A 13,023-nucleotide genomic window follows, 5' to 3' on the forward strand; every position below is an offset into this window, starting at 1 on the left:
AAGTCAGCACGTACAGAAGGGGGAGTCCACCGTTGGTCTCATTGCGCCGCAAAAAATCAGACCGCAAGTCTTCACGCGGCAAATTTCCATACATAAGAACAGGGATCGCCCTATTGGTCCTATGGCTCATCGCCGTCATGCTCTATCAGACCTACAAACCATTACCACCGGGTATTTCCTATGAAAGTCCCGAGTATCGTGTGGATCAAGTCGATTTCCTGCATGACCTCACCTATCCTTCCTCTGACGGACAGATGCAGCACGAACAGCAGATCTTCCAGCGCATGATGCAGATTGTGGAGGAAGCAGAGCAGTTTGTCCTGGTGGATATGTTCCTGTTCAATAATTATCAGCACAAGGGGCAGAACTTTCCTCCCGTGAGTACTGAATTCACCGAAGCTCTGGTCGCCAAAAAAAATCAGCATCCTGATATGGACATCTGGTTTATTACAGATGAAGTAAATACCAACTATAACTCAGCACCCAATCCGTTGCTGGAACAGATGAAACAAGCAGGCATTCATGTAGTCATCACGGATGTGGACCCTTTGCGTGATTCAACTCCGGTATACTCTGCGGTCTGGCGAACCTTCTTCCAATGGTTTGGTCAATCGGGGGATGGCTGGATCAAGAACCTGATGGCCACAGATGGTCCGGATGTAACTGTGCGTTCCTATCTCAAGCTGCTCAATGTGAAGGCGAATCATCGCAAAGTTGTGGTTAGTGAGAAGACGGCGATTGTCTCTTCCGGCAATATCCATGATGCGAGTGCTTACCACTCGAACATTGCATTTGAAGTAACAGGTCCAGTCATTGGGGATATTCTACAGTCAGAGCAAGCTGTGCTTGATATCTCAGGCGGAGGCCAGGTTCCTGCCTACACCGCTCCTTCTTCGGATTCGAACAAGGGAGATTTACGAATACGCTATTTAACTGAAGGAAAAGTGAATGAAGCTGTACTCCATGAGATCAATCAGGCTGGCAAAGGAGATACCTTATGGATGGGCATGTTCTATGTGGCCTCTCCCCAAGTATTGGAAGCCCTGCTGGAAGCCGCCAAACGAGGAACCGAGATCCGGCTTGTACTGGATCCAAATGAAAATGCCTTTGGTCAGGAAAAGATCGGCATTCCGAATCGTCCTGTCGCCGCCGAACTGCATGATAAATCCGACGGTAAAATACAGATCCGCTGGTATAACACCACCAAGGAGCAATACCATACCAAGATGATCTATCTTGCCAAAGCAACCGGAGATCATATTGTCCTCGGCGGTTCAACCAACTTCACACCTCGAAACATGAATGACTACAATCTGGAGAATGATCTATGGGTTGCTGCACCTCCAGACAATAAGTTCACGCGCGATATCGCGAATTATTTTGAGCGTATTTGGAATAATGATGATGCCGAGTTTACGCTAAACCTGGATGAGTTTCAGGAGAAGACAACGTTCTTGAAAGGTATCCTATATAAGCTGCAGCTGATACTGGGTCTTACGACCTTTTGATCAGAAAGCAAATTTATACCTGTTATATCCGCCTGTACTCTCGTGTGCAGGCGGATATTTTCATCTTGACAGGTGATGTGAAGTGTGAAAATATAATTACCTAACGACCGTTAGGAAGGTGATCTGATGACTGCACAATCCATTCGGGATGCAGCCCTGTTCCATTTTGCTAGAGATGGCTATGAGGGGGCTTCACTACGAGCTATAGCTGATGAAGTCGGGATTAAAAAACCGTCCATATATGCACATTTCAGCTGCAAGGATGACTTATTTTTACACACCCTGGCGTTTGCTTTTCACGAAGTAACACGGCACACACTCGAATATTTCCGTGATCATGAGGATCTGCCATTGGAGCAGAGGCTGAAGGGCTTGCTGATTTGGTTCGAACAAGAATACAATGCCCATGCGTCAGCCCGCTTGATGCTGCGCAATTGTTTCTATCCACCACTTTCCCTGTATAGCGAAGTGATGGATCTGGTGTATCCGTTTATCGATGGTATGGAACGTGCGTTGACTCGTTTGCTGCAACGTGCAATGCGTCATGGAGATATTCCGCCCATTCCTGCGGAACAGGCTGCCATTGCATTCATGACGTTTCTCGACGGGATTACCGTGGAGATCATCTATGGAAGTTCCCGTCGGTACAAGAGACGGTTGGAAGCATCTTGGCCTGTCTTCTGGCATGGCATTCATCATCTGAACGAAGAGGCACGAAGTGTTGTGCCGGAAGGAGATTCAACATCATGAACCGCAACTGGTTATATGTATTTATCGGTGGCCTTATTGAGATTGTCTGGGTAAGCGGGCTGAAACATGCCTCGAATGCCTGGGAGTGGACTTTGACGGGGATTGCCATCGTGATCAGCTTTGGACTGATCATTGCTGCTTCCAAAAGACTGCCTGTCGGTACGGTGTATGCCGTCTTTACGGGAATTGGTACGGCGGGTACCGTCCTTACGGAAATGGTACTGTTCGGCGAACCGTTCCGCCTGGCCAAAGTATTGCTCATTGGATTGTTGCTCTGCGGCGTAATCGGACTGAAACTGGTTACGGATCAGCAAGAAGCCAAAGGAGGTGCAGTATAATGGCTTGGATGGCAATTGTGGGTGCAGGGATATGTGAAATTTTCGGTGTGATCGGTATTAATGGTGCTTCTACTCGCAAAGGCTGGCCTTATATCGTACTGATGCTTGTATCGTTTGTATTCAGTTTCTCGCTGTTATCTTACGCCATGACGTCCATTCCCATGGGCACAGCGTATGCGGTGTGGACCGGAATCGGGACGGTAGGCAGCACGTTAACAGGCATGTTCCTGTTCGGTGAACGGAAAGAAGCGAAGCGTATCCTGTTTATCGCGATGATTTTGGTTGCAGCGGTTGGCTTGAAACTGATCACGTAACGGAACAACTGAATTACACTTTATAACTCCGATTGCAGTACCACTTTCCGTTTGCTGTTATCCCCAGATTTCTTTGATTTCCTTTGAAGAGGGATAAATCCGGTGATAACATATGCTTCCGAAGAAGCTTTCTTACAGAAAGCTTTAAGGCGAACACTCCGTTTCTTCATGTTGGTTCTGCAATCTCCGTTATCGTGTACTTCTTAGCTTCCATTAGGATATCTATTAAATTCTGTAATATAAAAAAGACGACTTCAATCAGGAAGTCGTCTTTTTTCGGATATGATAGAAATAGGGAACCTCCCTATACTCTGCAACGTAAGAAAGGATGGTGTAATGTTGAGAAGGTTATTCGTACGCATCTGTTCTTATACTGGGTATGCCCTGCTGATCGGCATGGCCATCTTCTATCTCATCGCTCTAGTCGCCATTATTATACTCGCCTTGTACGCCTTCACTGGAGGAGTCTAACTTAAACGTTCTTGATAGCAATACCCATATCGTACATACAGGCTCACCTAGTTACATGTTGTTCTTCTTCCCTTTGATCATCCTCTTTTCTCAATATTGATTTTCCAATTTACTCCCATTTGAATTCCTTCAACCAGATCGTTTATACTTGGTTTGACCTTAAGGTCAATTCAAGAACTCACAAGTTCCCTGATGAGGTGAATGTATCGTTAATGAACCCTATACATGAAATGAATGAGAAGAAAAAACTCATCATTACTACAGCACTCAAGCTATTCTCATCCAAAGGCAGTGCTGCAACATCCATGCAAGAGATTGCCGAACTATGCGGGATGTCCAAAGGCAGCCTGTATATCATGTTCAAATCCAAAGAGGAATTGGAAGCCAGTACGCTGGAGTACTGCATGTACACGCTGATGGACGAGATGACGCAGATTGAGCATGAAACCAGCCTCTCCTCAAGAGAGCGCCTGCACAAGCAGATTGAAACACTACTCATTCATGTAGCCGAATTCAAGGAATTTTTGCGGGTACAATTGCGAAGCATGATGCTGGATGATGAACAGCAACGCAAGGAACAGTGCCACCCACAGCAAAGAGATCTGGAGATCCGTACCTTACATTGGTTCAAGGATAAGCTTGAAGAGCAGTATGGACCTGAGATTGAACCATATACGATTGATCTTATTTTGTTGACACACGGACTGTTCCTCTCCTATGTCAAAATCTGGTTTACAGAGATGCCATCTCTCACTGTTAACAAAATGGCAACAAACTTGCTGCAAATGATGGACTATGCCGCACATGGATTTCTTAACCAGCGACCTGAGCCTTTGATTCCTCTGGAGGAATGGCCTGCCTGGATTACCGAGGCCCAACCAGATTCCACGGTGATGCGACATCCTATCCATATCATCAAACAAATGCAGGATATTGCCGCCTCCGATTTACCCGCAGGGCAACCGAAGAATGATGCTCTTGAAACCATTGCCATTCTCAGACAGGAGATGATGGAATTCACGCCGCGGCGTGCCATTATTCTGGGCATGATGCACAATCTGGAGAACGTAACTGCCATTCAACCCTTGCATTCCGAGCTTCAGCATATTTTGGATGCCATGTATAGCCGGTTCATCCCTGCTGACTCGTCACACACATAAACAGGAGAAACAGAGAGGAGAAGAAACCATCGTATGAAAGGTATTATTAATTTTTCACTGAACAACAAGTTTGCGATCTGGATTCTGACAATCATCATCTCATTTGCAGGTTTGTACAGCGGATTGACGATGAAGCAAGAGACTATTCCGAACATCAACGTACCGTTTCTGAATGTCACTGCCATTGATCCGGGGGCTGCACCGGAGGGAATTGTTGAAGATGTCACGAAGCCACTGGAAGTCAAACTGCGGAATGTTGATGGCGTTAAGACGGTTACCTCCACGTCCATGGAGAATGCAGCATCCATCACACTCGAATTTGATTATGGAACAGATCTGACCAACGCAACGGCAACCGTTCGTGAGGCACTGAATGAAGTACAACTGCCTGACAGCGTACAGAAGCCGACCATTTCCAAGTTCAGCATTAACTCTTTCCCGGTTGTATCTCTAAGCCTGTCCGACAAGGACGGCGGTGACCTGGAACAATTGACACGACTGGTTGAATCGGATATCCAGCCTGCACTCGAAGACATTGACGGTGTAGCTCAGGTTCAGGTGTCAGGTCAATATGTAAAAGAAGTTCAATTGAAGTTTGATCAGGCCAAAATGGCCGAGCTGGGCCTAACGGAAGATACGGTAAACGGCATCGTTCAAGGTTCATCCATTCGTGTGCCCCTGGGACTGTTCGAACTGGATAAATCTCAGAAAGCCGTTGTCGTAGATGGTAACATCGTCGATATCGATGATCTGAAAAACCTCGCCATTCCAGTCGTACCCGGCGGTGCCGGCGCTTCTGCAGGCAATGGCTCAAGCGCAGCTCCACAAGGCTCTGGAGCACCAACAGGTGAAGGCTCGGCGGCTGGTGAAGCAGCTCAAGGTACAGCTCCTGGCTCTGCACAAGGAACAGACCAGGCCGCAGGCCAAGCAGCTGGCGGTAATGCCAGTGTAGGTAGTCCTTCTGGTGCTGCCAATGCGCCTGGCATTCCAACTGTAAAACTAAGTGAAATTGCCAAGATCGAAGTCATCGGTCAAGCGGAATCCATTTCCCGGACAGACGGCAAGGAATCCATCGGTATTTCCGTTGTAAAATCCAATGACGCCAACACGGTTGATGTCGTGAATGCAGTCAAAGACAAAGCGGAAGAATTGCAGAAGCAGTTCAAAAACGCAGACCTGACTGTACTGCTTGACCAAGGTAAACCGATCCAGGACTCGGTGAATACGATGCTGGGCAAAGCCGTTTTTGGTGCTTTGTTTGCTATCCTGATCATCTTGCTGTTCCTGCGTAATATTCGTTCAACCATTATCTCCATTATCTCGATCCCGCTCTCCTTGCTCATGGCATTGACTGCGCTCAATATGATGGATATTACCTTGAACATGATGACACTGGGTGCCATGACGGTTGCCATCGGACGGGTTGTCGATGACTCCATCGTTGTTATTGAGAACATCTACCGCAGATTAACACTCAAAGGTGAGAAACTGAAAGGCCGTGAACTGGTTCGCGAAGCAACGCGCGAGATGTTCATTCCCATTCTTTCTTCCACGATCGTAACGATTGCGGTATTCCTGCCACTGGCATTGGTAAGCGGTATGGTGGGCGAGCTGTTCCTGCCATTTGCATTGACCATGGTATTCGCCTTGCTGGCATCCCTGATCGTTGCCATTACCATCGTGCCGATGCTTGCGCATTCCCTGTTCCGTAAAGGAATCAAGAACAAGCAGAATCACGAAGAGAAACCAGGCAAGATGGCGGAAGGTTATAAACGCCTGCTGAACTGGACCCTGTCACACAAATTCATTACGGTCAGTATTGCAGTAATCCTGCTGGTCGGCAGTTTGTTCCTGTACCCATTCATCGGTGCAAGCTTCTTGCCGGAACAACAGGATAAATATGTGACGATTACGTACAGCCCGCAAACCGGAGCTTTGCGTGAAGATGTAGAAAAAGAAGCACTTGTTGCCGAGAAGTGGTTGTTGAAACAACCGGGTCTGGAGAAAATGCAATATTCCATCGGCGGAAGCAATCCACTGAGCAGTATGGGTGGCGGCAGCTCCAACTCGGCTCTCTTCTATATTGAATATAACGAAGATACAAAAGACTTCACCAAAGTGAAGGAACAACTAGTCGAAGGCTTGAAGAAAGAAGTTACCGTAGGAACCTGGAGTGAGCTCGACATGTCCGGCGGTCTGGGTGGCAGTGGCCTGAGCCTATCCATCTATGGCGATAATGTAGAGCAGCTCAAACCTGTATCGGACGAAATTCTGAAACTGGTTGAAGCGGATACGGATAATTTTGAAAAAGCAGACACGACACTCGCTGACACCTACGGGCAGTATACGCTCGTGGCAGATCAGGAGAAATTAAGTTCCCTGGGCTTGACTGCAGGCCAACTGGCTATGGCACTGAGCCCGGCACGCGAACGTCCTGTGCTCACAGAAGTCGATATTGATAACAAAACGTATAAAGTATATGTAGAGACCGACGATAAAACATTCAGCAGCATTAATGAGATTGAGGATGAAACCGTCACTTCACCGCTTGGCATTGAAGTACCGATCAAAGATGTTGCCAAAGTGGAAGAAGGTACATCCCCGAACTCCATCATGCAAATTGATGGTAAGGTTGTTGTACAAGTGACAGCCAACATTCTGGCTTCGGATGTAACGAAGGCTTCAAATAACTTACAGGCTGAGATCGACAAGTTGGATCTGCCTGATGGCGTTGAAGTGAAGTTCGGCGGTACAACCGAACAGATCAATGATACCTTTACTCAGCTTGGTCTCGCCATGCTGGCGGCCATCGCTATTGTATACTTCGTGCTCGTAGTTACATTCGGCGGCGGTTTGGCACCATTCGCCATCCTGTTCTCCCTGCCATTTACGGTTATTGGTATTATGGTAGGTCTGTTCATCGCTGGTGGTACACTTGACGTCTCCGCCATGATGGGTGGATTGATGCTTATCGGGATCGTGGTCACCAACGCCATCGTGTTGATCGACCGTGTTATTCACAAGGAAAAAGAGGGTATGCCTACCCGTGAAGCCTTGCTGGAAGCCGGTGCAACACGTCTGCGTCCAATTCTGATGACTGCTCTCGCAACCATCGGTGCCCTGTTGCCATTGGTTACGGGCCTCGAAGAAAGTGCGGGGATCATCTCCAAAGGATTGGGAATTACCGTAATCGGCGGTCTGATCAGCTCCACGCTGCTCACGCTGGTTATCGTACCGATTGTGTATGAGTTCCTGATGAAATTCAAAAAGAAAAGAATTGAAGATTAAGAAGTAGAGAGTAGTGCTCATGTAACAGTTCGAGTACAACTTAAATACAGACTGTACGCTCTAATCTCTCGCCCCTTAGCACATATTGGAATGATTGAATTCCGATGTAATGCTAAGGGGCTTTTTTATGTAAATTCAAACGAGATATCGACGACAGAAATAGTCTAAGAAGCGAAGCTAATAGCTTTATATAAGAGAAAACTAATTCAGGAGCATATGCTTCGCTCTCATCGGAGTAGAGAATCCGTCACATAGACTGACATAGAAACACATCTCTTTAATCAAAATTACAAAAAGAAGAGACCCATTTGTCATTTAAAACAAATGAACGTGAGATTTCAGCCCATCTGCTGTAAATCGACTTATAATATGGATTAATTATGCAAGTTAACGGGTTCCAGCTCCAGATAGATCACATGTATTGGGGAAGGACGGTGGTTGTGTGGGGGAGACAACGCTACATATTCAAGTCAGAGACATGTTAAAACGTCCCGTGTTTCGCAAGGCAGAAGTCCTGGCGAGTGATCGTGCGCTGGAGCGGTACGTTCGCTGGGTTCATATCATGGAGGTTCCAGAGGTAGGAGATTTGCTCAATGGCGGGGAATTGGTGCTGACGACAGGCATTGGCTGGCAGGAAGGTGAGCAGCAAGGTCTGTCTTTTCTGCGTCAGTTAATTGCACGTGGGGCTGCGGGACTCTGCATGGAACTGGGGGATCACACCAAGTCGCAGCTCGGTGCCATGAAAGAAATTGCAGTGGCAGCGGATTTCCCACTGATCTGGTTCCACGAACAAGTCCGTTATATTGATATTACGCAAGACCTGCATTTCACCCTGATTCGCAGTCATCAGCGGATGATCGCCGAACTCGATAATCTCACCACCTCGTTTAACCAACTTCTTCTGAATGGAGATGGCGTACAACCCTTACTTCGATTACTATCACGAACAACCGGATGTGCCGTGGCGTTATACCCACTTGAAGGGGAAGCGAGTAGCGTTCCCTATTGCTCACCAGAGCAGCTGGAGATTCGTAGGCAGGATTGGTTTTTGCAGCGAGGACGATCGGATCATGAAGATATTTCGAAGGAAGTCCCACTAACCGGTAACACTTGCCATCCATTCTATATACCTGTTCAGGCGTTGGACTACACCTTTGCCGACCTTGTGCTGATGCACCAAAAACTGCCGGAGGATGATTCAAATATCCCCCTCAATCCTTCGGATGAATTCGTCATTCAGGCACTGGAACGGTGCGCGGCCGCGATTGCCCAGGACTGGATGCGAACCAAATACATGGAAGAGAAACGCCGCTATAAGGAAGATATGTGGGTCATCGACTGGCTTAACGGACATCACTCCACGAAGGAAATCCATGAATATGTCTCCACGGCCAATCCCCTTCTTGCAACGAGCAAAGCGAGCATTATCCTATTCGACAGCAACCCCGCATACACAGACAGTCTCAGACTTCAGAAGATATTAATCCAACGCAACATCGTCGCCCGTTCCGTGTTCGCTCGGGAGAACTTCACCCTCTACAGCACCGTTCTGAACCACCAGATCATTCTGATCATTCTCGACCCACTACCTGGATCTCAACGCAAAAGCAGTCTCTGGCGCTGCATTGAACAATTACAGCAGCACGAGCAGGAACAGACCCACCGTCTCTTCTCAGGTCTGTTCGCTATCGGTCATAGCTGCGCGAATCTCTCCCGGCTAAAGGATAGTCTGGAATCCGCAAAAGAGACACTGCGGATTCAGAAGGACATCGGCGAGATGAAGCAGCCCTTTTACAGTAATCTTCATTGTTATCGTATCATTGCCAACATGAAGCAGAGCGGTAATCTGGAAGATTTCATTGAAGAATATCTGGGTCCTCTTATCCGTTATGATATGGAGAAAGGAGGCCAATTACTGCGCACACTCAAGCAATATTTCGTATTATGCTGCTCCAAGCAAGAGACGGCTACCGCTCTTTATATTGTCAGACAGACACTCTATCACCGTTTGGACAAAATCGAAGCGCTTCTGGGAGAAGATTATATCCTCCCCGAAAAGCGAGTTGCGATTGAGCTCGCGATCTATGCGTATGAGTACGTACACGGCCCGATCGCATGAAGGATTAGCACAGTCCTATGGTCTATGGTCTAAGCTCCCCGCTGCTCCTGAAGCTGGCGAATCAGGATATGACTGAACCACTTCCGTCCAGATGCTGTACCCACGTATTGCTCTTGTTTCTCCTCGGGAAGATCCGGGTGCTCCCATATGACATGAGCACCCTCCAGATGTTCCCGTACCGCATAGATTCGATACCCCTGCGCAACCATTCGCTCGATGGCGATCCTCTCGGCCTCAAACACATCATGATCCGACATCAGCTTATCCCTCCATTCACTGCCGCCACAGGCTGTTTCAATGGCATGGGTACACCTGCATCATATTTGTTGCGCTTCACATATTGCCCTGCTCCCGCTGTCCCGGCATACTTCCGATCTCGAATGACATACTCCCCACGGCACAACACCGTCACCGGACAACCCTGTACCTGCATGCCTTCAAATGCACTGTAATCAACATTCATATGATGCGTATCTGCCGAGATCACCCTGTTTACAGAGGGGTCAAAAATAACGATATCCGCATCTGTCCCTACAGCCAGAGTCCCTTTCTGCGGAAACAATCCAAATAACTTACTTGCTCTTGTCGAACATAGATCAACCCATTGATTGAGCGTAATCCGCCCTTTGACTACACCTTCCGAATACAGAATACTGAGGCGATCTTCAATGACAGGCCCCCCGTTCGGAATTTTGCTGAAATCATCCTTGCCCAGATCCTTCTGTCCTTTGAAATTAAACGAGCAATGATCAGAGCCAATCGTCTGTAGCTGACCACTTTTCAATGCGTTCCATAGTACTTCCTGATGCGCTGCTTCCCGCAGCGGCGGTGACCAGACATACTTTGCACCCTCAAAGTCCGGCTGATCCATGATCGACTGATCCAACGTCAAATACTGAGGACAGGTCTCCCCCCAGATTCGGTAACCCATTTCACGCATACGCGCGATCTGCTCCACAGCCTCCGCACAGGTCACATGCACCACATACAACTGTGAATCCGCAAGTGCAGCCAGTCGTGCCGCTCGGCCTGTCGCTTCTCCCTCCAGCATGGATGGACGAGTCAGCGCATGATGAATTGGCTCCGTGCGCCCTTCGGCGAGTGCTTGTCGAACCAGCAGGTCAATAACATCCCCGTTCTCGGCATGCACCATGACGAGTGCGCCATACTCTTTTGCCTTTTGCAACGTCTGGAAGAGAATCCCGTCATCGGCTTGAAACTGGTTTTTATACGCCATGAACACCTTAAAGGATGACACACCCTCTTCTTCAATGATCTGCGGTAACTCCCCAAACACCTGATCATTCATCTCCCCAATCATCAGATGGAAACCATAGTCGATAACGGCTTTACCCTCGGCTTTGGCATGCCACTCCTGGAGGGATTCGATTAATGGACGGCCTTTTTGTGTCAGGCAGAAATCAATAATCGTCGTTGTACCGCCAAATGCTGCCGCTGTCGTTCCCGTTGCAAAATCGTCCGCTGTTACTGTTCCACCGAATGGCATATCCAGATGTGTATGCGGGTCGATACCGCCCGGAATAACGTAACAGCCGGCTGCATCCACCATTTCCGTTCGTTCGTCAGGCACCAGTCCGATGCCAATCTGTGTAATTTTACCCTTTTCGATCAAAATATCTGCTTCAAAGGTATCTGACGCTGTGACCAACACACCATTACGAATCAATTTGCGGGTACTCATGATATCGCCTCCTTGGTTGATTGATCTCCGACCGATTGCAGCATGGCAATCGCAGACTGACGTTCATTCCAGGTTACAGGCTCCTGCTCAGGCACAAGCTCCACCATCTCAATCGCCCCATCCACCGGGCACACGATCGAACACAGATTGCAGCCAACACAATCCTCCTCCACCACTTCCAGATAGGAACCGGACGGGTCGGTCAACATGTCAATACACTGGTGCGAGGTGTCCTCACACGCAATATGGCATTTGTTGCAATTGATGCAGACATCGCGGTTAATGCGAGCGACCACTTTGTAGTTCAGATCAAGATTGCCCCAATCCGAATATCGCGGAACCGTCTGGCCTACCAACTCTGCTACGCTGCTCAGACCCTTCTCATCCAGATAGTCATTCAGCCCATCAATCATGTCTTCCACAATGCGGAATCCATGATGCATCGCTGCGGTACATACCTGCACCCCTGTAGCACCCATGAGCAGAAACTCTGCCGTATCCCGCCAGTCGGATATGCCACCAATACCCGAGATTGGCACACCCACCTCCGGATTACGTGCGCACTCGGCAACCATGTTCAGTGCAATTGGCTTCACGGCTGGGCCACAATACCCGCCATGCGCTCCTTTGCCGCCTACATGTGGCACGGTATTCCACGAATCCAGATCCACACCTGCCAGGGAGTTAATCGTATTGATCAGGGAGATCGCATCTGCGCCGCCGCGAACAGCTGCCCGGGCGGTTGCCGTAATATCCGTGATATTCGGCGTGAGCTTCACAATCACCGGTGTGGTCGCCACTTCCTTCACCCACATCGTCTGTAGTTCGACCAAGTCAGGTTGCTGACCAGAGGCGGCTCCCATACCACGTTCAGCCATGCCATGCGGGCAGCCAAAGTTCAGTTCCAGACCGTCGACGCCGACGGCTTCCACCTTTTTCACAATCTCATGCCACTTCTCCCGCGTAGGTTCCACCATCAGTGAAGCGACAACCGCACGATCCGGGAAGCGTTTCTTGGTCTCGGCAATCTCCCGCAGATTCACTTCCAGCGGACGATCGGATATCAATTCTATATTGTTAAACCCCGCCACCCGCTGTCCGCCGAAATGAACCGCCGCAAAACGCGAGGATGTATTGATAATCGGCTCACCCAGTGTCTTCCACACCGCGCCGCCCCAGCCCGCTTCGAACGCACGCTGAACCTGATACCCCGTATTGGTCGGTGGTGCAGAAGCCAACCAGAATGGATTGGGTGATCGAATACCTGCCAGATTAATGGATAAGTCAGCCATAACGATCCCTCCTTGGTGTTGTTTGAACTTACTTAGTTACACTGAACACTCCGATGACAGAACAACCTTCCGATCGCTGTT

Annotated in this window: 11 protein-coding genes; 8 read left to right on the forward strand and 3 right to left on the reverse strand. The window is 48.6% G+C overall.

Annotated elements, in window-relative coordinates:
* Positions 1–32: 32 nt before the first annotated feature.
* The 8 genes from NKT06_RS28780 to NKT06_RS28810 all read left to right on the forward strand — a co-directional run bounded on the left by NKT06_RS28780 (position 33) and on the right by NKT06_RS28810 (position 9,948).
* Entirely contained in the window at positions 33–1,508 is a 1,476-nt protein-coding gene (locus tag NKT06_RS28780; RefSeq protein WP_483311601.1) for a phospholipase D family protein, read from the forward strand.
* A 126-nt stretch (positions 1,509–1,634) separates the two neighbouring features.
* Positions 1,635–2,258: a TetR/AcrR family transcriptional regulator gene (locus NKT06_RS28785; protein ID WP_253441356.1), complete on the forward strand. Its 624-nt coding sequence runs from the start codon at positions 1,635–1,637 to the stop codon at positions 2,256–2,258.
* Entirely contained in the window at positions 2,255–2,596 is a 342-nt protein-coding gene (locus NKT06_RS28790) for a DMT family transporter (protein WP_253441358.1), read from the forward strand. Before NKT06_RS28785 ends, NKT06_RS28790 begins: the two co-directional genes overlap by 4 nt.
* The gene (locus NKT06_RS28795; RefSeq protein ID WP_062836933.1) at positions 2,596–2,910 is read left to right on the forward strand and encodes a DMT family transporter; all 315 of its coding nucleotides are present in this window, start codon (positions 2,596–2,598) and stop codon (positions 2,908–2,910) included. The genes NKT06_RS28790 and NKT06_RS28795 overlap by 1 nt, the downstream gene beginning before the upstream one ends.
* A gap of 336 nt (positions 2,911–3,246) precedes the next feature.
* Complete coding sequence (locus NKT06_RS31790) at positions 3,247–3,381, forward strand: hypothetical protein (protein ID WP_301290201.1); 135 nt, start codon at positions 3,247–3,249, stop codon at positions 3,379–3,381.
* Between the two features lie 212 nt (positions 3,382–3,593).
* On the forward strand, positions 3,594–4,541 hold the full coding sequence (locus tag NKT06_RS28800) for a TetR/AcrR family transcriptional regulator (protein ID WP_253441360.1): 948 nt from the start codon (positions 3,594–3,596) through the stop codon (positions 4,539–4,541).
* A gap of 33 nt (positions 4,542–4,574) precedes the next feature.
* A complete protein-coding gene (locus NKT06_RS28805) occupies positions 4,575–7,829 on the forward strand; it encodes an efflux RND transporter permease subunit (RefSeq protein WP_253441362.1) in 3,255 nt (1,084 codons plus the stop codon).
* Positions 7,830–8,271: 442 nt separating this feature from the next.
* Complete coding sequence (locus NKT06_RS28810; RefSeq protein WP_253441364.1) at positions 8,272–9,948, forward strand: PucR family transcriptional regulator; 1,677 nt, start codon at positions 8,272–8,274, stop codon at positions 9,946–9,948.
* Between the two features lie 29 nt (positions 9,949–9,977).
* Here NKT06_RS28810 and NKT06_RS28815 read toward each other — a convergent pair whose 3' ends face one another.
* From NKT06_RS28815 to preA, 3 genes are read right to left on the reverse strand one after another with little or no spacing between them, the layout of a single operon-like run.
* Positions 9,978–10,205: a hypothetical protein gene (locus NKT06_RS28815; protein WP_253441366.1), complete on the reverse strand. Its 228-nt coding sequence runs from the start codon at positions 10,203–10,205 to the stop codon at positions 9,978–9,980.
* Positions 10,205–11,650 (reverse strand): dihydropyrimidinase, encoded by a 1,446-nt coding sequence (gene hydA, locus NKT06_RS28820; RefSeq protein WP_253441368.1) that lies wholly within the window; start codon positions 11,648–11,650, stop codon positions 10,205–10,207. Before hydA ends, NKT06_RS28815 begins: the two co-directional genes overlap by 1 nt.
* Positions 11,647–12,942, reverse strand: a complete 1,296-nt coding sequence (gene preA, locus NKT06_RS28825) for an NAD-dependent dihydropyrimidine dehydrogenase subunit PreA (RefSeq protein WP_253441370.1) — start codon at positions 12,940–12,942, stop codon at positions 11,647–11,649. Before preA ends, hydA begins: the two co-directional genes overlap by 4 nt.
* Positions 12,943–13,023: the final 81 nt, after the last annotated feature.

It is taken from the genome of Paenibacillus sp. 1781tsa1, assembly GCF_024159265.1.
Classification (GTDB): Bacteria; Bacillota; Bacilli; order Paenibacillales; family Paenibacillaceae; genus Paenibacillus.

Bases quoted from the DNA above. Each gene is read 5' to 3' on its own strand.
- NKT06_RS28785 (WP_253441356.1), top strand. From the start codon at position 1,635: ATGACTGCACAATCCATTCGGGATGCAGCCCTGTTCCATTTTGCTAGA.
- NKT06_RS28790 (WP_253441358.1), top strand. From the start codon at position 2,255: ATGAACCGCAACTGGTTATATGTATTTATCGGTGGCCTTATTGAGATT.
- NKT06_RS28795 (WP_062836933.1), top strand. From the start codon at position 2,596: ATGGCTTGGATGGCAATTGTGGGTGCAGGGATATGTGAAATTTTCGGT.
- NKT06_RS31790 (WP_301290201.1), top strand. From the start codon at position 3,247: ATGTTGAGAAGGTTATTCGTACGCATCTGTTCTTATACTGGGTATGCC.
- NKT06_RS28800 (WP_253441360.1), top strand. From the start codon at position 3,594: ATGAACCCTATACATGAAATGAATGAGAAGAAAAAACTCATCATTACT.
- NKT06_RS28805 (WP_253441362.1), top strand. From the start codon at position 4,575: ATGAAAGGTATTATTAATTTTTCACTGAACAACAAGTTTGCGATCTGG.
- NKT06_RS28815 (WP_253441366.1), bottom strand. From the start codon at position 10,205: ATGTCGGATCATGATGTGTTTGAGGCCGAGAGGATCGCCATCGAGCGA.
- hydA (WP_253441368.1), bottom strand. From the start codon at position 11,650: ATGAGTACCCGCAAATTGATTCGTAATGGTGTGTTGGTCACAGCGTCA.
- preA (WP_253441370.1), bottom strand. From the start codon at position 12,942: ATGGCTGACTTATCCATTAATCTGGCAGGTATTCGATCACCCAATCCA.